The sequence below is a fragment of the Salinisphaera orenii subsp. halophila YIM 95161 genome (assembly GCF_003732545.1).
GTDB lineage: Bacteria > Pseudomonadota > Gammaproteobacteria > Nevskiales > Salinisphaeraceae > Salinisphaera > Salinisphaera orenii_A.
In genome coordinates this window covers 13,101-38,862 of record NZ_AYKF01000076.1, presented here as the reverse complement: position 1 = coordinate 38,862, position 25,762 = coordinate 13,101, and the positions used below count along the sequence as shown (strand labels likewise).

General features: G+C 70.7%; 19 protein-coding genes. 11 read left to right on the top strand and 8 right to left on the bottom strand.

What is annotated here, in order from left to right:
* Positions 1–124: 124 nt before the first annotated feature.
* Positions 125–1,783: a multidrug ABC transporter permease/ATP-binding protein gene (locus SAHL_RS08020; protein ID WP_123590889.1), complete on the bottom strand. Its 1,659-nt coding sequence runs from the start codon at positions 1,781–1,783 to the stop codon at positions 125–127.
* 4 nt (positions 1,784–1,787) lie between these two features.
* A complete protein-coding gene (gene fhuF / locus SAHL_RS08015; RefSeq protein WP_123590888.1) occupies positions 1,788–2,516 on the bottom strand; it encodes a siderophore-iron reductase FhuF in 729 nt (242 codons plus the stop codon).
* A gap of 220 nt (positions 2,517–2,736) precedes the next feature.
* Here fhuF and SAHL_RS08010 point away from each other — a divergent pair, with 220 nt between their 5' ends.
* Positions 2,737–4,293, top strand: coding sequence for a flavin-containing monooxygenase (locus tag SAHL_RS08010; protein WP_123590887.1), 1,557 nt, complete (start codon positions 2,737–2,739; stop codon positions 4,291–4,293).
* A gap of 94 nt (positions 4,294–4,387) precedes the next feature.
* On the opposite strand, the gene SAHL_RS08005 is transcribed toward SAHL_RS08010, so the two are convergent.
* Positions 4,388–5,656: a PQQ-dependent sugar dehydrogenase gene (locus tag SAHL_RS08005; protein WP_123590886.1), complete on the bottom strand. Its 1,269-nt coding sequence runs from the start codon at positions 5,654–5,656 to the stop codon at positions 4,388–4,390.
* 161 nt (positions 5,657–5,817) lie between these two features.
* Here SAHL_RS08005 and SAHL_RS08000 point away from each other — a divergent pair, with 161 nt between their 5' ends.
* Positions 5,818–6,288 (top strand): Hsp20/alpha crystallin family protein, encoded by a 471-nt coding sequence (locus SAHL_RS08000; protein ID WP_123590885.1) that lies wholly within the window; start codon positions 5,818–5,820, stop codon positions 6,286–6,288.
* 110 nt (positions 6,289–6,398) lie between these two features.
* Here SAHL_RS08000 and SAHL_RS07995 read toward each other — a convergent pair whose 3' ends face one another.
* Both SAHL_RS07995 and SAHL_RS07990 read right to left on the bottom strand, forming a co-directional pair.
* Positions 6,399–8,927 (bottom strand): ABC transporter permease, encoded by a 2,529-nt coding sequence (locus tag SAHL_RS07995; protein ID WP_123590884.1) that lies wholly within the window; start codon positions 8,925–8,927, stop codon positions 6,399–6,401.
* Positions 8,920–9,597, bottom strand: a complete 678-nt coding sequence (locus SAHL_RS07990) for an ABC transporter ATP-binding protein (RefSeq protein ID WP_123590883.1) — start codon at positions 9,595–9,597, stop codon at positions 8,920–8,922. Before SAHL_RS07990 ends, SAHL_RS07995 begins: the two co-directional genes overlap by 8 nt.
* Here SAHL_RS07990 and SAHL_RS07985 point away from each other — a divergent pair.
* Complete coding sequence (locus tag SAHL_RS07985; RefSeq protein ID WP_245968448.1) at positions 9,597–10,274, top strand: arylesterase; 678 nt, start codon at positions 9,597–9,599, stop codon at positions 10,272–10,274. The two genes, SAHL_RS07990 and SAHL_RS07985, sit on opposite strands and share 1 nt — an antisense overlap.
* On the opposite strand, the gene SAHL_RS07980 is transcribed toward SAHL_RS07985, so the two are convergent.
* Positions 10,249–11,721 (bottom strand): amidase, encoded by a 1,473-nt coding sequence (locus SAHL_RS07980; RefSeq protein ID WP_123590896.1) that lies wholly within the window; start codon positions 11,719–11,721, stop codon positions 10,249–10,251. The genes SAHL_RS07985 and SAHL_RS07980 overlap by 26 nt on opposite strands.
* Positions 11,722–12,473: 752 nt before the next feature.
* Positions 12,474–13,517 carry an alpha/beta fold hydrolase gene (locus tag SAHL_RS07975; protein ID WP_123590881.1) on the bottom strand — a complete coding sequence of 348 codons (1,044 nt, stop codon included), beginning with the start codon at positions 13,515–13,517 and terminating at the stop codon, positions 12,474–12,476.
* A gap of 327 nt (positions 13,518–13,844) precedes the next feature.
* On the opposite strand from SAHL_RS07975, the gene SAHL_RS07970 reads away from it, so the two are divergent.
* From SAHL_RS07970 to SAHL_RS07945, 6 genes are all read left to right on the top strand, one after another.
* On the top strand, positions 13,845–15,026 hold the full coding sequence (locus tag SAHL_RS07970) for an efflux RND transporter periplasmic adaptor subunit (protein ID WP_184947526.1): 1,182 nt from the start codon (positions 13,845–13,847) through the stop codon (positions 15,024–15,026).
* Between the two features lie 3 nt (positions 15,027–15,029).
* Complete coding sequence (locus SAHL_RS07965; protein ID WP_123590879.1) at positions 15,030–18,170, top strand: efflux RND transporter permease subunit; 3,141 nt, start codon at positions 15,030–15,032, stop codon at positions 18,168–18,170.
* 93 nt (positions 18,171–18,263) lie between these two features.
* Positions 18,264–19,331 (top strand): NADH:flavin oxidoreductase/NADH oxidase, encoded by a 1,068-nt coding sequence (locus SAHL_RS07960; protein ID WP_123590878.1) that lies wholly within the window; start codon positions 18,264–18,266, stop codon positions 19,329–19,331.
* Positions 19,332–19,940: 609 nt separating this feature from the next.
* Complete coding sequence (ada, locus tag SAHL_RS07955; RefSeq protein WP_123590877.1) at positions 19,941–21,026, top strand: bifunctional DNA-binding transcriptional regulator/O6-methylguanine-DNA methyltransferase Ada; 1,086 nt, start codon at positions 19,941–19,943, stop codon at positions 21,024–21,026.
* 361 nt (positions 21,027–21,387) lie between these two features.
* Positions 21,388–22,392 carry a bile acid:sodium symporter family protein gene (locus tag SAHL_RS07950; RefSeq protein ID WP_123590876.1) on the top strand — a complete coding sequence of 335 codons (1,005 nt, stop codon included), beginning with the start codon at positions 21,388–21,390 and terminating at the stop codon, positions 22,390–22,392.
* On the top strand, positions 22,308–23,621 hold the full coding sequence (locus tag SAHL_RS07945) for an MFS transporter (RefSeq protein WP_123590875.1): 1,314 nt from the start codon (positions 22,308–22,310) through the stop codon (positions 23,619–23,621). Before SAHL_RS07950 ends, SAHL_RS07945 begins: the two co-directional genes overlap by 85 nt.
* A 71-nt stretch (positions 23,622–23,692) precedes the next feature.
* Here the strand turns inward: SAHL_RS07945 and SAHL_RS07940 are convergent, their stop codons facing one another.
* Positions 23,693–24,601: a metallophosphoesterase gene (locus tag SAHL_RS07940; protein WP_184947522.1), complete on the bottom strand. Its 909-nt coding sequence runs from the start codon at positions 24,599–24,601 to the stop codon at positions 23,693–23,695.
* Positions 24,602–24,636: 35 nt separating this feature from the next.
* Here SAHL_RS07940 and SAHL_RS17815 point away from each other — a divergent pair, with 35 nt between their 5' ends.
* The gene (locus tag SAHL_RS17815; RefSeq protein WP_184947520.1) at positions 24,637–24,855 is read left to right on the top strand and encodes a hypothetical protein; all 219 of its coding nucleotides are present in this window, start codon (positions 24,637–24,639) and stop codon (positions 24,853–24,855) included.
* Positions 24,856–24,889: 34 nt separating this feature from the next.
* Complete coding sequence (locus SAHL_RS07935; RefSeq protein ID WP_123590873.1) at positions 24,890–25,483, top strand: GNAT family N-acetyltransferase; 594 nt, start codon at positions 24,890–24,892, stop codon at positions 25,481–25,483.
* Positions 25,484–25,762 lie beyond the last annotated feature (279 nt).

Sequence of the window (25,762 nt, the reverse complement as noted above, 5' to 3'; positions counted from 1 at the left end):
AAAAACGACCAGGGGGCCGGCGTTGCGGGCCTGGGTCGTGACACGCCCAGAGCCGGCGGTTCGCGCCTTGCCGGACAGGATGTGCGGTCGGAAACAGAGCGCTCGCAGGACACGTCAACAGACTCTAGCGTTCGCCGGTCCGGGCCACGGCATCCGCACTCGCCGCGCGGCGCATCTCGCCGGTCAGCTCGGTCAGCCGGCCGGCGCGCATCTCGAGCAGGCGGTCGGCGTGCTCGAAATAGCTGTCGTCGTGGCTGATGGCGAAGACCGTGTGCCCGCGTTCGCGGAAGATCGGCAGCAGGTCGCGGTAGAACACACGGCGAAAGCCCGGGTCCTGATCGGCCGCCCATTCGTCGAGCAGCAGCACGTCGCGCGACTCCGCCAGCGCCAGCATCAGGGCCAGACGCTTGCGCTGGCCCTGGGACAGCGCCGTGTCGGCGATGCGGGCATCGGCGTCGACACTCAGCTTGGCGTCCAGCCCGAGGCGGTGTCGCCAGTCGTCGACGAATGCCGCATCGGCCGGATTGCCGGCGCCGTCCAGCAGCGTGTCGAACAGGTGGAAGTCGGTGAACACCGCCGTGAACAGGCGCCGATAGGCGCCGCGCTCGGCTTCGGCGACCGGCCGGCCGTCGACCCGGATGGTGCCGCCGGTGGGGCGGTAGAGCCCGGTCAGCAGCCGGGCCAGCGTGGTCTTGCCGCTGCCGTTGCCGCCGATGAGAAAGATCAGCTCGCCGCGTTCGATCGTGAGGTCGATGGGGCCGATGCCGAAGCCGTCCTCGCGGTCGTAGGCGAAGGTCACGCCACGGAGCTCGATGGTCTGCCAGTCGGTGTCGAGCGGCGCGGGGGTGTCGAAGGCGGGGTCGTGCTCGGCCAGGGCCAGCGTCGCGAGCTTGTCGAAGGCGACCTGGGCGTTGATCAGCGTCGGCAGGGCGCCGATCGCCTGGATCATGGGCGTGCGCAGGAACAGGATCGTCAGGGCATAGGTCGCCGCCACCGAGGTGCTCGCCCAGCCCAGGCCGTTGGCCAGGAAGAACACCACCCCGATGGCGCCCAGCATCATGATGTTCGCCCAGTTGTTCGCACTCAGATGGAAGGTGTCCGAGCGCACGATGTGGTGCCGATAGCGCCGGGCGTTGGCGCGGAAGACGTCCTCGAAGACCCGGCGGGCGCGCGCCCGGTTCAGACCCAGCTCCTTGCGGCCGTCGATCACGGTCTCGTAGTCGCGGTAGAGGGCGTCCTCGGCCTCTCGCACGTGATGCAGATGGTGATAGACCCGCGCGACCAGCCAGGCGCCGACTCCCATGGTCAGGCCGATCCAGAGCGCGGTGACGACCAGGATCGAGGGCGACAGCCAGGCCAGATAGGCGATGCTGGCGACCGTCAGGATGGTGCCCTGGACCAGCTCCGGCAGGCGCACGAAGGCGATGGTGACGTTGCGGATGTCCGCCGACAGGCTCGCCAGCAGCGAGGCGCTGCCCAGGGCCTCGATGCGCTCGATGTCGGTGTCGAGGATGCGCTTGACCAGGCGCGTGCGCAGGTCGAGCACAAAGCGGTGGCCCAGCCAGGTCAGCCCCAGCTGGGCGGCCAGCGATACCGCCAGCAGCAGCGCGATCAGGCCGAAGAACTGGGGCAGGGCGCTCAGCGCGTGGTCGCCGGTCTCGATCAGGCGGGCGTTGATGAAGGCGATCACGCCGATGCCGAGCGCCGCGCTGGCGATGCTCGCGGCCATGACGGCGATGAATGCCGCGCGGTAGTCGCGCAGCACGAGGCGGAGCAGGGTCATCGGATCAGCCGTGGGTGCCGGTCGCGAGCGTGATCGCCCGCGGGCAGTTCGCGCACAGCCCCCATTGTGCATCCAGGTCGCGCACGCAGCACAGGCGGCGGCAGTGGCTCACGGGTTCGCCCTCGCCGTCGCGCGCGCCGGGCGGCAAGCGCTTGTAGGGGGCGTGGAGGATGTTGCGGTGCCCGTTGCGCCGCCGTACCTCCATCAGCTTCTCGGCCCGGGCCAGGCGCGGCGCCGGCACCCGACCCTGGGCGCGCAGCTGGCCGAGCGCCCATTCGAAATAGATCGAGGCGTTGCTGGCGAAGATCCGCGGCGCCAGGCCCGAGCGCTCGTGCAGTGTGGCGATCACCGGCGCGAAGGCGCCGTCGAGCAGGCCGTCGAAATTGTCGCCGGGTGCCGGGCGCGGGCGCACGCCGCTGAAATGCTGCGGCAATCCGTCGGCGTCGAAGGCGATGCGCAGCCGCTCCAGATCGACGTCGAGCGCGCGGTCGGTGGCGAGCTGGACCACGGTGACCGCGATGCCCAGCCGGCTGAAGAAATACTTCGACCACTGGGAGGCGGTCGCGCGGCGTTCGCGACAGCCGGCGGATTCGGCGTAGCGATCCAGGAGTGCGTCGAGGTGATCCGGCTCGCGCAACTGGTTGCCGTCGAGCACGATCGGCGCCGCGGGCAGGCGGGCGACGAGCGCGTCGGCGAAACCGGTCAACAGGCCCTGGAAGTGCTCGGCGTACATGGATCCGCGCCTAGAACGGCGGCGTCGAACGAGGCGGCCGGGGCGCGTCCGCGCGGCGTGAGATGATGAGAATCATTATCAATACGGTAACCCGCGACTGCTGGCGGCGCCAGTCGTTTAATGTGACATCGTGTCTTGTCAGAAATAATGAAACTTGGTATTTTCAGATCCGCCGGGGCCCGAGACCGGCCGATCCATTCGACCAACGGTGGCACGCATCATGGGCGTCTCCTCCCTGCTTTCACGCTTCAATCCGCTGTCGACCGACACCACGGTCGACACCGACATGAACGTCGTCATCATCGGCGCCGGTTTCTCCGGCCTCGGCATGGCCATCCGCCTCAAGGAGGCCGGCCTCGACGACTTCACTCTCCTCGAGCGCGCGGACGACGTCGGCGGCACCTGGCGGGACAACCATTATCCGGGTGCGGCCTGCGACGTCGCCTCGCATCTGTATTCGTTCTCCTTCGAGCAGAACCCGAACTGGTCGCGTGCCTTCGGCCGGCAGCCGGAGATCTTCGACTACATCCGCCGCTGCACGGAGAAATACGACCTGCGTCGCTACATCCGCTTCAACACGGCCGTGGTCTCGGCGACGTTCGACGAGCAGAGCGGCATCTGGACGGTGACCACCGCCGACGGCGACACCCTGACCGCGAACTTCGTGATCTCCGCGGTCGGCGCGCTCGCCGATCCGGCCTATCCGCGCATCGCCGGCCTGGACGGCTTCCGCGGCAAGCTGATGCATACCGCACAGTGGGACGACGACTACGACCTCGCCGGCAAGCGCGTGGCGGTGATCGGCTCGGGCGCCAGCGCGATCCAGGTGGTGCCGGAGATCGCAGGCCAGGCCGCGCAGTTGACCGTGTTCCAGCGCACGCCGAGCTGGATCATGCCCAAGCCGGACCGGCCGATTCCGGATTCGGAACAGGAAAAATACAGCGAATCGCCGCTGAAGCTGCGTGCACGCCGGCTGCGCATCTACTGGCTCAACGAATTGTTCGCGCCGTTCATCATCTCGGATGTCGGGCTGTTCAAGAAGCAGGCCGAGGCGATCGCCCGGCGCCACATCCGCAAGCAGGTCGCCGACCCGGCCATGCGCCGGCGGGTCACGCCGGACTATCAGATCGGCTGCAAGCGCATTCTCATCTCCAACGACTGGTATCCGGCCCTGCAGCAGGACAACGTCGAGCTGATCGGCGACGGGCCCGAGCGCATCACCGAGCACGGAATCGTCACCCGCGACGGCCGCGAGATCGAGGTCGACGCGATCGTCTGCGCGACCGGCTTCCGGGTGCCGAGCACGGCCTCGCCCTTCGAGGTGACCGGCCGCAGCGGCGTCGATCTCAACCGCGTCTGGGCCGACGGCGCGGAGGCCTACAAGGGCGTGACGGTGTCGGGCTTTCCCAACCTGTTCTTCCTGATGGGGCCAAACACCGGGCCGAGCCATACCTCGGTGCTGGCCTTCACCGAGCAGCAGATGGACTATGCCCTGCAGGCCATCGCGCACGTCGCGCGCCGCGGGCTGAAGTTCGTCGACGTCAAGCAGCGGGTGCAGGATCGATTCAACCGCGGCATCCAGTGGCGGATGAAACACACGTCCTGGACCTCGGGTTGCAACAGCTGGTATCTCACCGACTCCGGCAAGAACACCACGCTCTATCCCGGCTTCAACTGGGAGTATCGCCTGCGGCTGTGGCGCTTCGCCCCGGGGGACTACGAGGAGGTCGGTCGCGACGCTTCGGCGGGCCGAGGGCATTCGGCGCGAGCGGCGTAGTCCGACATTTCGCCGGCGGTCCGGAAGATGGCGCACGAAAAAAGGCCGGCACCGCACGTGCCGGCCTTTTGCATTCGCGCGCGTGGGCGCGCGCTCAGTCGCCGCCGTGGGTCACACGGAAGATCGTGCTGCCCTGATCGTCGCTGATATAGAGCGCGCCGTCGGCGGAGGTCGCCAGGCCGGCCGGGCGATGCTCGGCGCTGCCGGGCGAGCGGATCGTGTCCGATCCGGTGAAGCCTTTCGCCTCGGCGAACGTACGATGGTCGTCTGCCGGCTTGCCGTTCTCGAACGGCAGATAGACTACGCGATAGCCCGCCTGCGGGCTCGGTGCCCGGTTCCAGGAGCCGTGGAAGGCGATGAACGCGCCGCCGCGATAGTCCTTCGGGAAGGCGTCGCCGCTGTAGAACGCGATGTCCATCGGCGCCCAGTGCGCGGGGAAGGTGGCGATGGGATCCTTGAACTGGTCGCAGCGGCCGACCTTCTCGCCGTCGCCGCCGTATTCCGGCCCGAGCACCTTCTTGTCCTGATCCGGATCGTAGTAGCAGTAGGGCCAGCCGAAGTCGTCGCCCTCGGAAACGGCGAACATCTCCTCGGCCGGCAGGTGTGCGCTCTGCTTCTGGGTGAATTCATCCGGCCAGTTCGAGTGCAGCTGGTCGCGGCCGTGCTGCACGCCGTAGAGCTGGCCGTCGTGGAAGGCGAGCGCGAACATGTTGCGCAGACCGGTGGCGAAGCGCGCATCCGGCGAGAATTCCTGGCCCGTCTCGGTGGCCGAGAACTGCCAGATGCCGCCGTGATTCTCCAGCAGCGGACAGGGGTCCTGACCCTTGGAGCCCGGCGAGCGATCCTCTTCCTGACAGGCGTTGGACGGCGCGCCGTTGTTGACGTAGATCATGTCGTCGTCGCCGACCGCCAGGCCGCGGGCGGCGTGCGAGTCCTGCTCCGGCATGCCGGTCACGAGGTGTTCCGGTTCGCCTTCCGGGGTGAGCGAATCGCCCAGTCGGTAGCGGTAGATGTCGGTCACTGTCGCGGCATAGAGCCAGCCATCATGGATGGCCAGCCCGGTGCCGCCGCCCTTGCCGAAGGTCGCGCGCTCGTCGGCCTTGCCGTCGTCGTTGCTGTCGCGCAGCGCCATCAGGCCGCCGTCGTCGCCCTCGCTGGCGAGATTGACGTAGACCGTGCCGTTGTCGGCGACGGCCAGATGACGCGGCTGGTGGGCGTCGGTGGCGAACTCGGTGGCGCAGAAGCCGTCGGGCAGGTCCAGCCCGGCGGTGTCGCAGGATTGGGCCAGCGCCGCCGGGGCGGCCAGTACGCCGCCGGCCATGGCGGCCGAGCCGGCGAGGAGTCTGAGAATAGTGGGTCGCATAATCATATTGCGGGTTAGGGAATATGCAGCGGTTGTAGCAGTTCCCCCGGGACGAAGCAAAGACGTTACGGAAAAACGATAAAACAACCGTTGAAACGTGTCGCGCCGTGCCCATCGTTCTGGACAGGCAACAAGGCCCATTCACACAGGAGGAGTTCGACATGGCAATCCAGCGCTTTCAGCCGACCAGCAGCCTGCTGCAGCAGTTCAACGACGAGATCAACCGCATGTTTCTCGGCGAGACCGACGCCGTGCCGGCGTTCGCCGGGGGCAGCTGGCGCCCCGCGGTCGACATACACGAGAACGCCGACGCCTATCTGATCGACGCCGAGATCCCCGGCATCGACCCGGCCGACATCGAGGTCACCCTCGACAAGGGCGTGCTCACGCTCAAGGGCGAGCGTCGCAGCACGCACGAGAAGGCCGCGGAAGCGGCCGGCGACAACGACGGCGGTCGCGGCGAGCAGACACGCCACATCGAGCGCAGTTACGGCCGTTTCGTGCGCCGCTTCTCGCTGCCGGAGACCGCCGACGAGGACAACGTCGAGGCCACTGCCGAGAACGGCGTGCTGCGCCTGTCGATCGCCAAGAAGCCGCAGAGCGAGCCGCGGCGGATCGAGGTCAAGGGCTAGCGCGCCGCAGGCCTGTCGCAGACGGCTGCGACCGCGACGCCCCGCGCGGGCGTCGCGTGGCCGCTCATCAGGCGGAGTCCGACGGGCTCCGCCTTTTTCGTGCGGCGACGTCAGTCTTCGGCGCGCAGGCTCGTCCAGGCCGGCTGGCGCAGCACATCGCCCAGCGACGCCAGCCCGGCCAGCGCGATGGCGATCGTCGCCGAGGTCACCGCGACCAGCCACACGCCGGGCCGCCAGGTGTAGCCGAGGTCCAGCACCTGGGTGGCCAGCACGACGGCCGCGATCTGGGCGACGACAGCCGCCAGCACCGCGGCGCAGGCGCCGAGCAGCAGGCATTCCACGACCACCGCCTGGCGCAGCCAGCGGGCGCGCGTGCCGAGGGCGCGCAGCAGGGCCGCCTCGCGCCGGCGGGCGCTGCGGCTGGCCTGCATCGCCGCCAGCAGCACGACCAGACCCGCGGCCAGGGTGAAACCGAAGACCAGCTCGACCGCCAGGCTCACGCGGTCGATCAGCGTGGTCAGCTGGTCGAGGATCGCGGCGATATCGATGACGCTGACGTTGTTGAACTCGCGGACCAGATCGCCCAGCACCGCCCGCCGGTCGTCGGGCAGATGGAAACTGGTGATGTAGGTGCTCGGATAATCGTCGAGAAAGCCGGGCGGGAAGAGCACATAGAAATTGGCCTCCAGGCTCGACCAGTCGATGCTGCGGATGCTCCGGATCTCGGTGGTGAACGTCCGCCCGGCGAGGTCGAAGCCGAGCGTGTCGCCGATGCCGACACCGAGCCGTTCGGCGACCGATTCGTCGATCGACACATGCGGCTCGCCGCGATCGGCCGGCTGCCACCAGCGGCCCTCGAGCAGACGGTTGTCGGCCTTGAGAGTGTCCGTCCACGACAGATTCAGCTCGCGCCGGGCGAGCTCGCCGGCGGACTCGGCCAGCGCCGGATCGGATTCGATCGCCCGGCCGTCGACCGTGGTCAGGCGTGCCCGCACGAGCGGAAAGAAGGCGGGCGCCTCGATGCCGTGCTCGGCCAGAAAATCGGCCACCCGCGGCTGCTGATCCGGCGTGATGTTGATCAGAAAGCGATTGGGCGCGTCGGCGGCGATATCCGCACGCCAGCCGGCCAGCAGATCGCCGCGCACGATCACCAGCAGGAACAGTATGATCAGACCGACGCCGAAGGCGACGATCTGCAGCACGCTGGCCGCGCGTCGACGCGACAGCGCGGCCAGCCCCAGCCGGATGCCGGGCCCGAGCCGTCCACCCAGGCCGGTGCGCGCCCGCTCGACGCACCAGAGCAGGCCGAGCGCGCCGAGCGCCAGCGCCGCGGCGCCGGCGAGCGCGCCGCCGAGCACCCAGGCCGTAAGCATTGCATCCCGGGTCGCGAGCGCCGCGAGCACGGCCACGCTCGCGATCGCGCCGGCGTGCATCCGCCACGCCCGGCGATCGTCGTCGGCCAGGGCGCGGGCCAGCACGCGCGCCGGCGGTGTCCGGCGGGCGCGCGCCAGTGCCGGCCAGGCGAAGCCGGCCAGCAGCAGGGCGCCGGCGATCGGCCCCGGCCAGAGCCCGCTCCAGGCCGGGCCGGGCAGCGCGATCTCGAAGGCGCCGGCGATGACGCGGCCGATGCCCGCCTGCGCCGCGGCGCCCAGAATCAACCCGCCGGCGATGCCCAGCACGCCGATCAGGACCAGCTGCCAGGCCAGCACCCGGGCGATCAGCCCGCGGCGGGCGCCGAGCGTCTTGAGCAATGCGATCTCGTCGAGCCGCGACTCGGCGTGGCGCCGTGCGGTCAGGGCGATGGCCACGCCCGCCAGCACCACCGCCACGAGGGCGGCGAGGTCGAGGAAGACATCCGCCCGCGAGAGCGCCCGCGACAGGGCCCGGTTCGACTCCGCCGGCGTCTGCAGGCGTTCGCCGGCGGCCAGGTCGTCATCGAGCGCGGCCCGCGCCGCGGCCACTGCCGGGGCGTCGCCGGCGATCAGCGTGGCGTACTCGGCCCGGCTGCCGAAGCCGAGCAGCCCGGTGGCCTCGATGTCGGCCGCGGCGATCATCACCCGCGGCGCGAGGCCGGCAAAGCCCGGATCGCGGTCGGGTTCGGTCACCAGCACGGCGTCGATCGTGAGCTCGGCATCGCCCAGCTGCAGCCGGTCGCCGACGCCGCGGTTCTGTTCGTCGAGCACGCGCTGGGCGACCCAGACGCGGCCCGGCGGCGGGCCGTGGGCCACGGTCTCGGTGGCCGTGCCCGGCGGTCCCCGCCGCAGAGTGAGCGTGCCGCGCAGCGGATAGGCCCGCTCGACCGCCTTGACCGAGACCAGCGTCACCGCGTCGTCATCGGAGAGCGTGCTCGGAAAGACCGTGACTCCCGCGGTCTCCACGCCGGTGGCCGCCAGCGCGCGGGCGCGATCGGCCTCCAGCGGCGCCCGCGTCGACAGCCGCAGATCCGCGGCCAGCGTGGTCGCGCCCTGACGCACCATGGCCGAGCGCACGCGGTCGGTCAGCAGGCTGACCGCGGTCACGGCCGCCACCGCGACCGCCAGCGCGACGAGCAGAATCAGCCATTCGCCGCGCCCGGCGGAGCGCCGGCCATGGCGCCAGGCCAGACCGAGGGCGGACGCCTCGTTGCCGCGCTCAGACATGCAGCCGGCCGTCCGCCAGCCGGGCGCTGCGGCTGCAGCGTCCGGCGAGGGTGTCGTCGTGGGTGACCAGGACCAGCGTGGTCGCCTGCTCGGCGTTCAGGGCGAACAGCAGGTCGGCCACATGCGCGCCGGTGGCGCCGTCGAGATTGCCGGTCGGTTCGTCGGCGAACAGGATCCGCGGCCGGCAGGCGAAGGCGCGGGCGATGGCCACGCGCTGCTGTTCGCCGCCGGAGAGCTGGCGCGGCGTGTGCGTCAGGCGATCGCCCAGGCCCACCTGGTCGAGCAGGTCGCGGGCGGTGGCCCGGGCCGTCGTCAGATCCGTACCGGCCAGTTCCAGCGGCAGGATCACGTTGTCCAGCGCCGACAGGCCGGCCAGCAGTTGAAAGGACTGGAAAACGAAACCCACGCGCGCGGCACGCCAGGCCGCGCGGGCGTCCTCGTCCAGCTCGGTGAGGTCGCGCCCGAGCAGCTCGATGCGGCCGCGGCTGGGGGCGTCGAGCCCGGCGAGCAGGGCCAGCAGCGTCGATTTGCCGGAGCCGGACGTCCCCACGATCGACAGCGTGTCGCCGCCAGTCAGCGTCAGTTCGATGTCGTCGAGTATCGTGAGCGTACGCTCACCGCTGGCGACGGTCTTGGCCACGCCGCGGGCCACCAATGCAGGAGAGGCCATTGAACGGTTTTCCCCGGACGAATGATTCACGGATGCGCGGGCGCGGCTGGCGCCTGCTCGTGTGCGCCCTGTTGCTGGGCGCGACGGTGCCGGTATACGCAGCCGGCGGGATTCTGGTTTTCGGCGACAGCCTGAGCGCGGCCTACGGCATCGATCGCAGCGCCGGCTGGGTGGCCCTGCTGCGCGAGCGTCTGGCCGCCGCCGATGCATCGCTGGCCGTGCACAACGCCAGCGTCAGCGGCGAGACCACCGCGGGCGGCCGCGAGCGCCTGCCCGAGGCGCTGGCCCGCACCGAGCCGGATATCGTCGTGCTCGAGCTGGGCGCCAACGACGGCCTGCGGGCGCTGTCGCTCGAGGCCATGCAGGCCAACCTCGCGGCCATGATCGAGGCCAGCCGCGAGGCCGGGGCCGAGGTGTTGCTGCTGGGCATGCGCATCCCGACCAACTACGGCCGCGACTACGGCGAACGCTTCCACGCGAGTTTCGAGACCCTGGCCGAGCGTCATGACGTGGCCTACGTGCCGTTCTTCCTGGCGCCGATCGCCCGCGACCGCAGCGCTTTCCAGGACGACGGCGTGCACCCCGATGCCGCGGCCCAGCCGGCGTTGCTCGAGCACGTCTGGCCGGCGCTGGAGCCGCTGGTGACGAAGGTCAGGCAAACGTCGGCGGCGCGCTGAAGCCGCCCATGGCCGCGGCCAGATGCTGGGCGAAGGCGATGGCCGTGGTGTCGCGGCCGTAGTCGGCCACGATCTGCAGGCCGACCGGCAGCCCGGCCGCGGTGACGCCCACCGGCGCGCTGGTGGCGGGCAGTCCGGCCACGGTGGCCGGTGCGATCCAGCGGAACAGATCGGTGTAGCCGCGGCTGCGGCCGTCCACGTCGATACGCCGCGAGAGCACGTTGCCGCTGTGGTCGTGGGCGATGGCGGGGACACAGACGCTCGGCAGTAGCAGCACGTCGCAGTCCCGGAAGAATTCGTGCCAGGTCTCGCGCAGCCGGTGGCGCGCTTCGTTGGCGACCATCCAGTCGCGATGGCTGGTGGTGGCCCGGCGGGTGAAGCTGGCGAGCGTGCCGGGGCCCTTGTCGCGGCCGGCCAGGCCCAGAAAGCGTGCGCCGCGGCGCGCCTTGGCGTAGAGCTTGTCGGGGATGGCCGCACCAACCATCCCGTTGAGCAGCCGGTCGTAGGTGTCGTAGCCGGTCTCGAAACCGCCCGGTAGATCGTCGATCGCCGCCACGCGGGCGCCGGCGCGGCGGGCCGTCTCCAGCGCGTCCTCGAGTCGTTGCCGTACGGCCGACGCGACCGGGCAGAAGGCGTGGTCGAAGCAGTGGGCGACGCGGAAGTCGCCGAAGGTGGTCGGGCCGGGGGCCGGCAGGCGCGCCGACCACACCGTGGCATCCACGGCATCCGGGCCGGCGAGCACCTCCAGTGCGAGCCCGAGATCGTCGGCGCTGCGCGCCAGCGGTCCGGCCACGCACAGATCCGGTTCGGCCCGCGTGCCCGGCGGCCCGGGCACATGGCCGCGCATCGGGATCAGCCCGTAGCTGGCCTTGTGGCCGTAGACGCCGCACCAGCTTGCGGGGGTGCGGATCGAGCCGGCCAGATCCGAGCCGATCTCCAGGGCGGACAGACCCGCGGCCAGGGCGGCCGCGGCGCCGCCGGAGGAGCCGCCCGGGGTGCGGTCGTGGTTCCAGGGGTTGTGGGTCGTCCCGTGGACGGGGTTGCTGGTCTGCACGTCCTGGGCCAGCCGCGGGGTGTTGGTCTTGCCGAAGATCACCGCGCCCGCCGCGCGCAGACGCGCCACCGCCACGGCGTCCCGGTCGCTGACATAGTCCCGCAGCTTGGGTTCGCCGACGACCGTCGGCAGGCCGCGCACCTCGTAGGTGTCCTTCACGGTCATGGGCACGCCGTGCAGCGGCCCCCACGATTCGCCGCGGGCGATCGCCGCATCGGCGGCGTCGGCGCGTTCGCGCGCGCCCTCGGCGTCGAGCGCGATCACGGCGTTGATCGGCGAGCCCAGGCGTTCGATGCGTTCGAGATAATGATCGAGCGCGGCGCGGCTGCCGGTCTCGCCGGTAGCGATCGCGCGCGCCAGCGCGCGGGCGGACAGCTGATGGAGTTCGGTCATGGTCATGGCGTATCGGTTCGCGGACAGCGTGTCATTCTAGCCGGCGTCGCCGCGCCGGCGTGCGCCGTGCCCTGGCGGGACGGCGGATAGCGCGGATCGGCGGTGCGCCGGGACGAAGGAGTCGACGGATTGCCGCGGCCCGGCGTGACCGACGCGCGTCGTGGCGGCTCCGGCGGTCGGTCGTCGGGTATGTCGACGGCCCCGACAGGCCGTCCACAGCGCATGCACGGTCGCCCGAGTCGCTCGACGAGACTGTGAGTACGGCTGACCAGCCGACATCCGCGACAGCCGGGCCGCCCCGACGCGAGGAATCGCCAGTGGCGCGGGCGTTGGGAATGCATCCACGTTTCGAAAGCCGCGACCCGCGATCGGTCATCGACCACGGCGCGTCGGATGGCCGAAGCCGTTGAGCCTACAGCGCATGATCGGCAGGGGCGGTGGCGGCGTCCGCACCGACTGCGCGCGGCGTGCAGCCGTCCATGCGCCGGGCCGTGTGTTCCGGCCCTTCGACCGGCGCGCGCGGGTCGATGCGGATCGCACGCCGATCCGCAACTCGCCGGCAAGCGACGGGGCGCTCGGCGCCGAGCCGCCTCGGGGCCGGCCCTCTCTCGTCGAGTCGCCGTGCCGGATCGCGGCGCCCACTAAGCCGCGCCGGCCGGTGTCGCACGGCGCCGGCTCCGGGCACTGCAAGCGCCGACGCCGAGCCGGATCACGACGATGGGCGGGAATGCGACCCGCACGGTCGTCGGGTACTAGTCGTGGGGCGTGCCGAGAGCGTCGAACAGGGCCTGGCGGAAGCGCTCGGGCGCTTCGATGGGCGGCAGGTGGCCGATCCCCTCGAAGGTCACCAGTTCCGCCTCCGGTATCGCGGCCACGGTCTGCCGGCCGAGCCGGGGATAGTCGCCGAGCCGGGCGCGCAGTTCGTCGGAGACCAGGTCCTTGCCGAGTGCGGTGCGGTCGCGGGTACCGATCATCAGCGTGGTGGGCACCGTCAGCTGGCCGAATTCGTGCACCACCGGCTGGGTGTAGACCATGTCGTAGGTCGCGGCCTGGGCCCAGGCCACGCGCGCCCGGTCCTCGCCGGCGTACATGCCGGCCAGCGCCTTAGCCCACTCGGCGTAGTCCTCGTTCCATTCGCCGTCGTAGTAGCTTTTCTTCTGATAGGCCTTGATCGCGGCATAGTCCTTTTTCATCTCCCGCGCATACCAGGCGTTCATGCCGCGATAGGGCACGCCCTTGGCCTTCCAGTCCTCCAGCCCGATCGGATCGACCAGCACCAGCCGCTCGACCGCTTGCGGATACATCAGCGCATAGCGGGCCGCGAGCATGCCGCCCATGGAGTGGCCGACGACGGTCGCGGTGTCGATATCGAGATCGTCCAGCAGCGTGCGCGTGTTCTCGGCCAGATGGTGGAAGGTGTAGCTGTAGGCGGCCGGCTTGTCGGACTTGCCGAAGCCGATCTGGTCGGGAACGATCACCCGATAGCCGTTGGCGGCCAGCGCGCGCGCCGTATCCTCCCAGTAGGCGCCGAAGAAGTTCTTGCCGTGCAGCAGCACCACCACCGGCGGGTCGCTGATGTCGTCGTCCGGCGCGATGTCCATATAGGCCATCGACACCTCGCCCTGCGGCGCCTCGAGCGTGTGACGCTCGACCGGCCAGGGATAGTCGTAGTGTTCGAGGTTCGCGCCCAGGGCCCGGACGTCGGACTCGTCGTCGGCGGCGAAGGCCGCCGGAGCGGCCAGCGCCGTCAGCAGACCGATGAATAGCGCGGCGAGCGTGGTTGGGGTGCGGGTCATGATCTAGGCGGGCCGGAAAGGGTTGTCACCAGCTTACGCATGAAACCGCCGCGCCGGCCAGCGCGCGTCCCCGGGCTGCCGCAGCCGCTGCGTGACGACGTTCCGGGGAGCGCAGGCCGATATGCCCGGCCGGCGGCGCGCAGCGGCCGTCGGCATGAGCGCGCATGGCGAGCGGTTTCCGCGGGCGACCGTGGCCCCCGAAGATGCGGGTTGCAGGAAATTTCGTGCCCATCCGGAACCTTGTGCGTCGCTGCGGGTTCTATATGCGTAGGCCCAGGAGACGGGCCCGCATATCGCGGGCCGCCGGACCATTCGCATGGGGGAAACGTGATTCGTCGATTGCTCGGCGCAGGAAACGTCTGCGGCCCGAAAGCCGCATTCAGTACGGGTCGGGCCGCCGTCTGGCTGGTCATGCTGTTCGTCGGCAGCACGGCGCTGGCGGCGCCGACCATGGTCGAGACGGTCGATGTGGAACAGCAGCGCTGGCGCCAGACCCTGCCGCTCTACGGCACGCTGACGTCGCCGCGCGACGCCGAGCTCACGCCGCGGGTCGCGGGCCTGGTCGAGCGGGTGGATGTCGACGCCGGCGATCGCGTGGACGCGGGCGAGACCCTGATCACCCTGGACCGGTCGCTGGCGCGTCTCACCCTGAACACGCTCGAGGCGTCGGTCGCCGAGGCCCGGGCGCAGCTGGCCGAGGCCGAGCGCCTGGCCTCCGAGGCCGAGCGTCTGGCCGCGCGCAGCGCCATCTCGCAGACGGAGCTGGCCAGCCGGCGTTCCGAAGTGGATGTGCAGGCCGCGGCGCTGGATCGGCTGCGGGCAGAGGCGGCGCGCCAGCGCGAGGTGCTCGACCGCCACGAGATCGTCGCCCCGTTCGCGGGCACGGTGCGCGAGCGCCTGGTCGAGCCGGGCGAGTACGTCGCCGAATCCACGCCGGTGGTGGGCCTGGTGGCGACCGAGCGGCTGCGCATGGATGTGGCCGCGCCCCAGCAGTATTTCTCCGCGATCGAGGCCGGCATGCCGGTGCGCATCCAGCCCGAAGCGCTGCACGGCGAGACACTCGAGGCCAAGGTGGACGTGAAGGTCGCGGCCTCGGACGCGCTGGCACGGACCTTTCTCGCCCGCATCTTCGTGGACAACGCCGCAGGGCGCCTCACGCCGGGAATGTCGGCGAAGGTGCTCTTCGAGATCACCTCGCCGGAGGAAGTGCTGGTAATCCCGCGCGACGCGCTGGTGCGCGAGCCCCGTGGCGGCACGCGCGTCTGGATCGTCGAATCCGGCGACGAGGGCCTGCGCGCCGTGGAACGTCAGGTCAGCCTCGGTCGGAGCGCCGACAACCGGGTCGAGGTGCTGTCGGGGCTGTCGGCGGGTGACCGGGTGATCGTGCGCGGCAACGAGAGCCTGTCCCGCGGCCAGCGCGTACGCCTGGCCGAGCCGCGCGCCGGTCCGGACCGGCCCGCGACCGCCACCGACCGGTCGCTGCGACTGTCCGACGGCACGAGCGGCTAGCCCATGTTCGAGGCGCTGATGCGGCGCGGCACGCTGATCACGATCACCGTGCTGCTGATCTGTCTGTTCGGGGTGCTCGCGGCGATGCGCATCCCGGTGCAGATGATCCCCGATCTGGCCGTGCGCACGATCACGGTCAACACCAGCTGGGCCGGGGCGACGCCGCAGGATATCGAGAACGAGATCCTGATCGAGCAGGAGGAGTATCTCGCCAACATCATCGGCCTGCAGCGGATGACCGCCGAGGCCAAGACCGGCGAGGCCGAGATCGAGCTCGAGTTCCCCTTCTCGACCGACATCAACGAAGCCCTCATCCGCGTGACCAACGCGCTGATGCAGGTGCCGAGCTACCCCGGGGACGTTGACGAGCCGGAGGTCATCGCGGCCTCGTTCTCCCAGAACTCGTTCATGTACTTCAACGTCGCGCCACTGGAGGGCAATCCCGCGGGCCTGGACATGGCCTTCATGCGCGATTTCGTCGACGACTCGATCCGACGACGGATGGAACGGGTGCCGGGCGTGGCCGACGTCGAGGTCGGCGGCGGCGCCGAACGCCAGATCCGCATCGCGGTGGACCCGTCGCAGCTGGCCGCGCTGGGCATCGGCCTGGCGGATGTGCGCGACGCCATCCGCGAGCGCAACCAGGATTTCTCCGGCGGCGACATGGACGCCGGCAAGCGGCGCTACCTGATCCGCACCGTCGGCCGCTTCGAGGATATCTCGGGACTGTCCGACGTCGTGCTCGAGCGCGAGGGCGACGCCGTGACCACGCTCGGCGACGTCGCCCGCATCCGGCTGGATCACGCCGAGCAGCGCCAGCTGTCGTTCTTCAACGACGAGGAGGTGATCAACCTCCAGGTCCGGCGTCAGCCGGGCTTCAACGTGATCGACATCAAGAACGACATGGCCGCCGCGGTCGAGGACATCAACGCCCGCATCGCCGAGCCGGCCGGCATGCGCCTGGCGCTGACCTCGGACGACGTGCGCTATGTCGAGGCCTCGATCGCCAGTGTCTGGCGCAATCTGGCGCTGGGCGCAGTGCTGGCCGCCATCGTGATGTTTCTCTTCCTGCGGTCGCTGCCGGCCACGCTGATCACCGTGCTCGGCATCCCGGTATGCGCGATCGCCGCCTTCATCGGCCTGCTGATCTTCGGCCGCACGATCAACGTGATCTCGCTGGCCGGCATCGCCTTCGCGATCGGCATGACCCTGGACAACACCATCGTCGTGCTGGAGAACATCGAGCGCGAGCGCCGCCGCGGGCGCTCGCGATGGGATGCGGCGGTGGCCGGGGTGCGCGAGGTCTGGCCGGCGGTGCTGGCCTCGACGCTGACCACGGTGATGGTCTTCGCGCCGGTGCTGTTCATCACCGAGAAGGCCGGCCAGCTCTATTCGGACATTTCGATTGCCATTGCGGCGGCGATCCTGACCTCCATGGTGGTCGCGATCATGGTCGTGCCGGCGGCGGCCGCGCGCGTGCTGCCGCGTCAGGTCTCCGATGTGGACGCCGCGCCCGGGCGCTTCTCGCGGGGCGTGCTGGCGCTGGCCGGCTGGATCGTGGCGCGCCGGATGCGGCGCTGGGGCACGATGCTCTCGATCGCCGGCGCGCTGGGCCTCGGCGTCTACGCGCTCACGCCGCCGGCCGAGTATCTGCCCGACGGCGAGGAGGCCAAGACCTTCTCGACCATGCTGCCGCCGCCGGGCTACAACCTCACCGAAATGGCGGGCATCGCCGAGGAACTGCGGGCCGAGCTCCTCGATTACGTGGTCGACGAGGACGGCGACATCGCCGCCGACGACAACGCGGTGCCGCCGATCGCCTACATGAACATGAGCGTGTCGACCAACGAGCTGCGCATCATCTCGGAGCCGGTCGACGACGGCGATCTGGCCGCGCTGATGCGGGCCTTCAACGAGCGTTTCGAGGCCTATCCGGGCATGCGGGCGTTCTCCACGCGCGGCTCGATCATCTCCTCCAACGACGGCGGCACGCGGGCGATCAATCTCGACATCTCGGCGCCGGAGCTCGCCGACATCTACGCCGTGGCCGAGACCGCCTACGACCGCGCCGAGACCGTCTTCGACGATCCGCAGCTGCTCGCCGAGCCGTCCACGCTGACCCTCGCCCAGCCGCTGCTGCGGGTCGAGCCGGATTATCCGCGCATCGCCGAACTGGGGCTGGACGCGGAGTCCATCGGCTATGCGGTCTCGGCGCTGGTCGACGGCGCCTATGTCGACGAATATTTCTTCGCGGACGACAAGGTCGACATGTACCTCTATGACGGCGGCGGCAAGCCCGACGCCGTCGACGCGCTCTCGCGGCTGCCGATCTACACGCCCGAGGCCGGGGTGCTGCCGCTGACCGCGCTGGCGCGGGTCGAGCCCACCGTGGACACCGACGTGATCCGTCGACTGGACAGCCGGCGCACGGTGACGCTGCGCATCATTCCGCCGGAGGATGTGCCGCTGGAGGCCGGGGTCGATCGCGTGATGAGCGACATCATCGGCGAGATGCGCGACGCCGGCGAGATCCCGTCCTCGGTCGACATCGACATCTCCGGTGCCTCGGACGAACTGGAGGTGACGCGCAACGCGCTCACCGGCAACTACATCGTGGCCCTGCTGGTCTGCTACCTGCTGCTGGTGGCGATCTTCTCCCACTGGGGGTATCCGCTGCTGATCCTGACGAGCGTGCCGCTGGGCATCGCCGGTGGCATCGTCGGACTCTGGCTGCTGAATGCCCTCGGAAGCTGGCTGCCCGCGATCGGCATCGGCGCGCTCTCCCAGCCCTTCGATCTCATCACCATGCTGGGTTTCCTGATCCTGGTGGGCACAGTGGTGAACAACCCGATTCTGATCGTGGAACGGGCGCGGGCCAACGCCGCCGGGGGCATGGCCGCCGCGGATGCCGTGGTCGAGGCCGTGCAGGTGCGGCTGCGGCCGATCCTGATGACCACCATCACGACCACGTTCGGCCTCGCCCCGCTCGTTTTCCTGCCGGGCGCGGGCACCGAGCTGTATCGCGGCCTCGGGGCGATCGTCATGTTCGGCCTGCTGTTCACGATGTTCACGACCGTGACGTTCCTGCCCGCCATGCTCACCGGCGTGCTGCGCTGGCGCGAGCGGCGCTTCGCGGCGTCGTGAGACGGAGGGCGATACACCCCCGCCGCGGCCGATGTAGAATGCATGGAAAGACGCCGTCCGGCGTCGACACGTCACCCCAGACCGGAGCTGCTCTTGAGCGATCTCTTCTCCCCCTGGACCCTGGGCGAAGTCACTTTCCGCAACCGCATCTTCGTCGCCCCGATGTGCCAGTACTCCAGCGCGGACGGGCACCCGACCGACTGGCACTTCGTGCATCTGGGCAGTCGGGCGGTCGGCGGCGCTGGCCTGGTGATGATCGAGGCCACCGCGGTGACGCCGGATGGCCGGATCACCCCGGACGACTCGGGCATCTGGGACGAGGCGCATATCGACTCGTTCCGTCGCATCGTCGATTTCATGCACGCCCAGGGGACGGTCGCCGGCATGCAGATCGCCCATGCCGGGCGCAAGGCCTCGACCGACGCCCCCTGGCGCGGCGGTCGGCCGCTGGGCCCGGACGAACGCGGCTGGACGCCCGTGGCCCCGAGTGCGCTGGCCTTCGCCGAGGGGCATCCCGTGCCCCGAGCGATGAGCGCCGACGACATCGCCGAGACCGTGACCGCTTTCGCCGACGCGGCCCGGCGCGCCCGGGATGCCGGCATCCGCGTGCTCGAGATCCACATGGCCCACGGCTATCTCCTGCACGAGTTCCTGTCGCCGCTGTCGAACGAACGCGACGACGACTACGGCGGCGCGCTGGAAAACCGCGCCCGGTTTCCGCTCGAGGTCGTGCGCGCCGTGCGCGCGGTCTGGCCGAAGGCGTTGCCGCTGTTCGTGCGCATCTCGGCCACCGACTGGGTCGACGGCGGCTGGGACATCGAGCAGTCCGTGCGGCTGGCGCACTGGCTCAAGGCCGAGGGCGTGGACCTCGTCGACTGCTCGGCCGGCGGCAGCACCCCGGATGCCGTGATTCCGACCGGGCCCGGCTATCAGACCCCGTTCGCCGCGCGCATCCGTCACGAGGTTGGCATCGCCACCGGCGCGGTCGGGCTGATCACCGAGCCGGTGCAGGCCGAACACATTGTGCACTCGGGCCAGGCCGACTGCGTGCTGCTCGCCCGCGAATTCCTGCGCGATCCTCACTTTCCGCTGCGCGCGGCCGCCGAACTGCGCCACGCCGAGGCCGATTGGCCACCGCAGTACGAACGCGCCCGACGCTGACCCGAGCCGCGGGTGCGGCATCCGCGTGCGGCGCGAGCGGTCGACACTCGGGCCGTTTCGGCAGGCCGGGTCGCGACGGACCAGCGGCTGATGCCCGCGAGCGCAGGCGGCGATCAGGGCCGGCTCTGCAGGGAGCGCAGGCCGTTCGATGGGCCAGCCGATCCCGCGTCGCGGCGGGCCCGCGCGGCCGGGTCGGTTGCTGCGTCCGTGGGCGCTCGCGGCGTTCGGCCGTCGAGTTCGTGAGCGGGCCCGCAACGCCGCTGCGGCCCGCTTATTGGAGGTTCGACGCGAGCGCATCGCGCGTCGGCTTGCCGTGTCGCGAATCACGCGGCGGATCGCCGGCCCGTGTGTTGGGGAGATGGCCGCGCGGCGCATGCCCTGGTGTTGGCGAAGTCGGCGGAATCGCGTTCGAGGCGAACGCGCGAACGTATCGGCCGGTCTTGCCTCCGCGCCCTGCGTAGCAGGCGACACGGGGTCGCCGAGGCCGGAGCCGATGTGCCTTCGGGCGAGCGGCCGCTCGCCGCACGAATGAACGCGCAACATCGGACGTGCAACCCGCGGGGCGCCGGTTCAGACTGACGGCATGCGATCGGTGACGGAGCGTGTCCGATGAGCGAGGAGAGCGAGGCTGCGGTGTCGACGAATTTCGATGGCGATGCCGCGCGCTGGCGGGCGGTCTGCGCCAACGACAGGCGCGCGAACGGGTGCTTCGTCTATGCCGTGCGCACGACCGGTGTGTACTGTCGCCCGGGCTGTGTCTCCCGCCAGCCGCGGCGCGCGAACGTGGTCTTCTTCGACACCGGCACGGCCGCCGCGGAGGCCGGCTATCGACCCTGCAAGCGCTGTCTGCCGAGCGGCCGAAGCCGCGCCGAGCGCCACCGCGAGTTGGTCGTGCGCGCCTGCCGGCGGATCGACGCCGGGCCGGGCCGCGTATCGCTGGCGGATCTGGCGACGGCGGCCGGGCTCAGTCGCGGCCATTTTCATCGTCTGTTTCGCGAACACACCGGGCTGACGCCGCATCAGTACGAGCGCGCCCAGCGCGATGAACGTCTGCGGTGCGCGTTGGCGGACGGCGCGCCGGTCGCCCGAGCGCTGGGCGAAGCCGGTCATGATGCCGGCGGGACCGGGCACGCCCGGGCCACCGGCGCCCTGGGCATGCCGCCGTCGCGCTATCGCCGCGGCGGGGCGGGCAGCACGATCCGTTTCGCTGTCGGCCAGGCGACGCTGGGTGCCGTGCTCGTCGCCGGCGCCGAGCGCGGTGTCTGTGCCATCGCCCTCGGCGACGATCCCGACGCCTTGGTACGCGGGCTGCAGGCGCGTTTCCCGCGCGCTTCGCTGGTGGCGGACGAGGACGGATTCGCGGCGCATGTCGCCCGCGTGGTGGGTTTCGTCGAAACGCCGTCGCTGGGGCTGGATCTGCCGCTGGACATCCGCGGCACGGTGTTCCAGCGCCGCGTCTGGCGGGCGCTGTCGGAGATCCCGCTCGGGGATACGGCCAGTTACGCGGAGATCGCCCGCGCCATCGGCGCGCCGGGGTCGGCTCGCGCTGTGGCCGCGGCCTGCGGTGCCAATCCGCTGGCGCTGGCCGTGCCCTGTCATCGCGTGGTGCGCAGCGACGGCGGGTTGTCAGGCTATCGCTGGGGCGTCGAGCGCAAGCGGGCGCTGCTCGCCCGGGAGCGCGACGCCGCGGACTGATGTCGCCGTCGGTCGCCCCGCGAGCGAGGTCGCCGAGCGTCGGGGCGGCGACGCCTGTCGCCCTGGCGAACACCGGCGTCGTGACGCAGCGAGCTCGCGCCGGTGCGTGCGGTGCCGGCCCGCGCGGTCCGTAGAGCCGGAACGGGTATGCGTCAGCTTTTGCGGCGGGTGCCAGTATCAACGTCAGGACGCGTGGGACATCGGCCGCCGTAGGCGCCGTACGCGCGGCTGTGGCTGGACGCGGGCGCTGATCGTTTCCACCGTCGTATAAGCCGCATGGAGGGGCGCGGCTGTCATCGGTGCCCGGGCTCGCCTATGCTGCAGCGCGACACGCGACCTGCGGCAACGCTACAATTGCATCATGAAACGACCCGTTTTTCTCCCGGATAACTTCATTCTGGCGCTCGTGGGCGCGATCGTGCTGGCCACGGTGCTGCCGATATCCGGTGCGCCGGCGGCGGTCTACGGCCACATCACCACGGCCGCGATCGCGTTGCTGTTCTTTCTGCACGGGGCCAAGCTCTCGCGCGAGGCGGTGTATGCGGGCGCGACCAACTGGCGGCTGCATCTGTGCGTGCTCGCGGCCACCTTCGTGCTGTTTCCGGTGCTCGGTCTGGCCGGCGGGCCGCTGCTGTCGGACTGGCTGACGCCGGAACTCTACACCGGCCTGCTGTTTCTGTGCGTGCTGCCGTCGACGGTGCAGTCCTCGATCGCCTTCACTTCCATGGCGCGTGGCAACGTGCCCGCGGCGGTCTGCAGCGCGAGCGCCTCCAACCTGCTGGGCGTGCTGGTCACGCCGTTGCTGGCCGGCTGGCTGATCAGCAGCCAGGGCAGCGCCGGCTTCTCGCTGGATGCGGTCGCCTCCATCGTGCTCGAGATCCTGCTGCCGTTCGGGGTCGGCCAGATCGCCCGGCGCTGGGTCGGTGCTTGGGTGAGCGCGCATCCGAAGCTGGTCAAGTTCGTCGATCAGGGCGCGATCGTGCTGGTGGTCTACGGTGCGTTCAGCGCCTCGGTCAACGAAGGGCTGTGGCAGGAATTGCCCCTCCAGGCGCTGCTGCTGCTGCTCTTGGTTTCGGCGGTGCTGCTCGCGATCGTGCTCGGGGTGACCTTCGCCGTCGGCCGGCGCTTCTTCGCGCGCGAGGACGAGATCGTGCTGCTGTTCTGCGGCTCCAAGAAGAGCCTGGCCAGCGGCATCCCGATCGCCAAGGTGCTGTTCGCCGGCGGTGCGCTGGGCGCCGTGGTGCTGCCGTTGATGATCTTCCACCAGATCCAGCTGATCGTGTGCGCGGTCATCGCCCGCCGCTACGGCCGCGCCGCGGACCGGGCCACGAGCGGGCCGCAGCCGTCGGCGGGCAGCGGCTCCTGAGCGCCGCCGGCGCCGGCTCCGCCGTCGCCCCGCGTGCCTGGGGCATCGCCGCGATCGCCTTCCTCGGCGGGGTCGGTGGCGGCGTGGTGTTTCCGATCCTGCCGGTCGTCGGACTGGACCTGGGCATCTCCGGGTTCATGGTCGGGCTGATCCTGTCGGCCAACCGCATCACGCGGCTGGGTTTCAATCCGATCACGGGCAGCCTGCTGGATCGCTTCGGCGCGCGCTGGCCGGTCGCGGCCGGGCTCGCCATCGAGGCGTTGGGCACGCTGGCCTTTTCGGCCGCGCTCGTCGCCGATTCTCCGGCGGTGTGGTTTCTGGCCGGGCGCGTGATCTGGGGCATCGGCTCGTCGCTGCTGCTGGTCGGCACGCTGGCCGCAGTGATGGCGATCGCCCCGGTCGAACGTCGCGGCAGCCTGACGGCACGGGTGCGCACGGCCATCAGCCTGGGGCTGCCGGCCGGACTGGTCATCGGCGGCCTGGTCGCCGACGGGGTCTCGGCCAATGCCGCCTTTCTCGCGGCCACCGGCCTGAGTCTGGTGGCGGCGCTGGCCGCGCTCCGCGTGCTGCCGGCCCGGGTCGATCGGCGCGCGCCGCCGTCCAGCCGCACGGCCGGCCGGGCCGAGCGTCGCGCGGAGTGGCGCGCGCTGCTGGCGATGCCGACGCTGCGCATCATCTGGGGCGCCAACGCGCTGCTGTTCTTCGCCGTGTCCGGGGTGCTGCTGGCGACCATCGCGGTGTTGGTCGGCCAGCGGGCCCTGTATCTGTTCGGCTTCGGGGCCGAGGGCAGCGCGGGATTGTTCATGGCCGTGCTGATGGGCGCGCGGGCGAGCGCGTCGCTGGCCGCCGGGCGCTATCTCGACCGGGCGTCCTCGCGCACCCGGCTGCTGCTCCCGGCCATGCTGCTGGTGGCTGCGGGTCTGGTCGCCCTGGGCCAGGCCGGATCGGTGGCCACCGCGGTCGCCGCACTGCTGGTCATCGGCGTGGGCTCCGGCGGGCTGACCATCCCGATGCTGACCCTGCTCGGCGATGTTGCGCCGCGGCACCTGCACGGGCGGGCGCTGTCGGTCTACCAGTGGTCCAGCGATCTCGGCGGCGCGTTCGGTCCGGCCGCCGGCCTCGAGCTGGGCCGGCTGTTCGGCTACGGCCCGGCCTACGGCGCGGTCGCGGCCTCGATCCTGCTCATGGCGGTGCCACTGCGCTGGCTGGCGGTGCGCGAGCGGGGCTAGTGCCCGGCCCCGCCCGGGGCGGTCGATGACAGCGCCCGGGGTCGCGCTTTCGCCGCAGGCGGCCAGGGCGGCTAGAGCGGCGACGCGTCGTTACTGGCCGCCGGCGGCTCGATCGGTGTGCGTTCGACGACATCGCCGGCGGCGTCGACGAACACGGTCTCGGCCTCGAGTGCCTCCGGTGTCACCGTGAGCGCGACATGATGGCGCCGGGCGCCATCGGCCTCGATGCGGGGCACGCGGGCGCAGTTGAGCATCAGCGTCTCCGCCTCGCGGAGGTGGGTCCGGCGCCAGGCGCCGCTGTGCTTGCTGCGATGATGCATGTGGCCGGCGAGCACCGTGCGCACACGGCGTCCGCTCGCGCGGGCGTGCGCGATGGCGGCGCGCAGGTCCGGATCGCCGAAGTCGCCGAGATCCGGCTTGAAGTCGCAGCCGAACGGGGCGGTGGCTTCGTCGCCCAGCCCCGACGGCCCGTTGTGGGCGAGGACGATCAGGTCCCGCGGCGCGGCGTCGATCAGGCGTGCCAGGCGGGCCGCGCTCGATTCGAAGTCGGATACGCCGAAGCGGCGCTGCAGATAGCTGCGGTAGTAGAACCGGTCGGGGCCCATGGCGTGCGGGCGCGCGATCAGCAGCCCCAGATCGTCGCTCAGCGTCTCCAGCGTGTAGCCGCCGAGTCGTACGGGGGCCATGGCCTGCGCCATGCGCCGGACGCGTCGGCCCATGCCGATGGCGCCCAGACGCGCCATTGACGGCCGATCGCGGATCTCGGCGAGCAGCTGGGGCAGGGTCACGCCGTCATGATTGCCGGGGATGGCCCAGGCCGGGGTGGTCAGGCCGGCCAGTCGACGCGCGACCGGCCGGCTGCCGGTCACGTGGGCGAAATCGCCCACGAACAGCAGCATGTCGTAGCCGGCGGCGTTGAAGAACGCGGTGTCGCGTTCGTCCCAGAAGCCGTGTATGTCACCGATGACGCCGAATCGCATGGCGCTGTTGTAGGCGGTGGCCGCGTCCGCGTCAAATGGCGCTCGCCGCGACCGCCGGCGGCACGGCCCGTGGCGGCGGCCGCCACGCCTGGTACGGCCACGACCCCGCGCGGTTCGGTGCGGCGCGGCGTCGCTTCGATGCGGGTGTCGGCGAGCGCTCGTTGTCATCGGCGGACCTATGGCAATCTGCCGACGCCCGGCTGACACGCCCGAACGCGGCGCGTGAATTTCATCTCGCAGCACCGCTGCATTAAGCTCTCGGCTGCCGATGATTCAACGGATGGCCCGATGACGCACTGGATAGAGCCGACCACGCTGGCCGGTCGACATGTCTCGCTCGAGCCGCTGGCGCCCGCGCATTCGCCGGCGCTCGCCGATGCGGCCCGCGACGGCGAGCTCTGGCGACTGTGGTACACCTTCGTACCCGAGCCCGATGCGGTCGAGGCCTATATCGAGACCGCGACGGCCGAGCGCGCGCAGGGCGGGCTCGCGTTCGCGGTGCGCGAGCGCGCCGGCGGCTCGGTGATCGGGTCGACCCGCTTCTGTCACGTCGACGCCGCCAATCGACGCGCCGAGATCGGCTACACCTGGTACGCCGCGCGCTTTCAGCGCACCGCGATCAACAGCGAGTGCAAGCGGCTGATGCTGGGCCATGCCTTCGATACGCTCGGCGCGATCGCCGTCGAGTTTCGCACCCACTGGCACAACCGCGCTTCGCGGGCTGGGATCACGCGCCTCGGGGCCAAGCAGGACGGTGTGCTGCGCAACCACCAGGTCAGTGCCGAGGGGATCTACCGCGACACGGTGGTGTTCTCGATCATCGATATCGAGTGGCCGGCGGTACGCCAGAATCTGGATTTCCAGCTCGAGCGTTTCGGCTAGGGGCCACCACGCCGTCATGCGAGCTCGGGCCGCGCGCTGTTGTGTGGCAGGGCGAGAGGTCTTACGGGTCGCGCAGCCGCGCCGCGCCGGCATGTAGCAACGCTGGATTGCGGCACGTTGTTCGTATACGCGCGTTCTGCCCGACGACTCGGACCGCCCAGAAGTCCTTGACCCCAGGCGCCCTGCGACGCGGCACGTGTCGTCATCGTGGCGCGCTGCGATCGGCGCCTTGGGGTTGCACGCCCGAGGTGCGGTGGCCGGCGGCACTCGGGAGACGTG

Bases quoted from the DNA above. Each gene is read 5' to 3' on its own strand.
- SAHL_RS07940 (WP_184947522.1), bottom strand. From the start codon at position 24,601: ATGCGATTCGGCGTCATCGGTGACATACACGGCTTCTGGGACGAACGC.
- ada (WP_123590877.1), top strand. From the start codon at position 19,941: ATGAGCGAGGAGAGCGAGGCTGCGGTGTCGACGAATTTCGATGGCGAT.
- SAHL_RS07935 (WP_123590873.1), top strand. From the start codon at position 24,890: ATGACGCACTGGATAGAGCCGACCACGCTGGCCGGTCGACATGTCTCG.
- SAHL_RS08010 (WP_123590887.1), top strand. From the start codon at position 2,737: ATGGGCGTCTCCTCCCTGCTTTCACGCTTCAATCCGCTGTCGACCGAC.
- SAHL_RS07965 (WP_123590879.1), top strand. From the start codon at position 15,030: ATGTTCGAGGCGCTGATGCGGCGCGGCACGCTGATCACGATCACCGTG.
- SAHL_RS07980 (WP_123590896.1), bottom strand. From the start codon at position 11,721: ATGACCGAACTCCATCAGCTGTCCGCCCGCGCGCTGGCGCGCGCGATC.
- SAHL_RS07975 (WP_123590881.1), bottom strand. From the start codon at position 13,517: ATGACCCGCACCCCAACCACGCTCGCCGCGCTATTCATCGGTCTGCTG.
- SAHL_RS08005 (WP_123590886.1), bottom strand. From the start codon at position 5,656: ATGCGACCCACTATTCTCAGACTCCTCGCCGGCTCGGCCGCCATGGCC.
- SAHL_RS08020 (WP_123590889.1), bottom strand. From the start codon at position 1,783: ATGACCCTGCTCCGCCTCGTGCTGCGCGACTACCGCGCGGCATTCATC.
- SAHL_RS08000 (WP_123590885.1), top strand. From the start codon at position 5,818: ATGGCAATCCAGCGCTTTCAGCCGACCAGCAGCCTGCTGCAGCAGTTC.
- SAHL_RS07950 (WP_123590876.1), top strand. From the start codon at position 21,388: ATGAAACGACCCGTTTTTCTCCCGGATAACTTCATTCTGGCGCTCGTG.
- fhuF (WP_123590888.1), bottom strand. From the start codon at position 2,516: ATGTACGCCGAGCACTTCCAGGGCCTGTTGACCGGTTTCGCCGACGCG.
- SAHL_RS07995 (WP_123590884.1), bottom strand. From the start codon at position 8,927: ATGTCTGAGCGCGGCAACGAGGCGTCCGCCCTCGGTCTGGCCTGGCGC.
- SAHL_RS17815 (WP_184947520.1), top strand. From the start codon at position 24,637: ATGGCGCTCGCCGCGACCGCCGGCGGCACGGCCCGTGGCGGCGGCCGC.
- SAHL_RS07990 (WP_123590883.1), bottom strand. From the start codon at position 9,597: ATGGCCTCTCCTGCATTGGTGGCCCGCGGCGTGGCCAAGACCGTCGCC.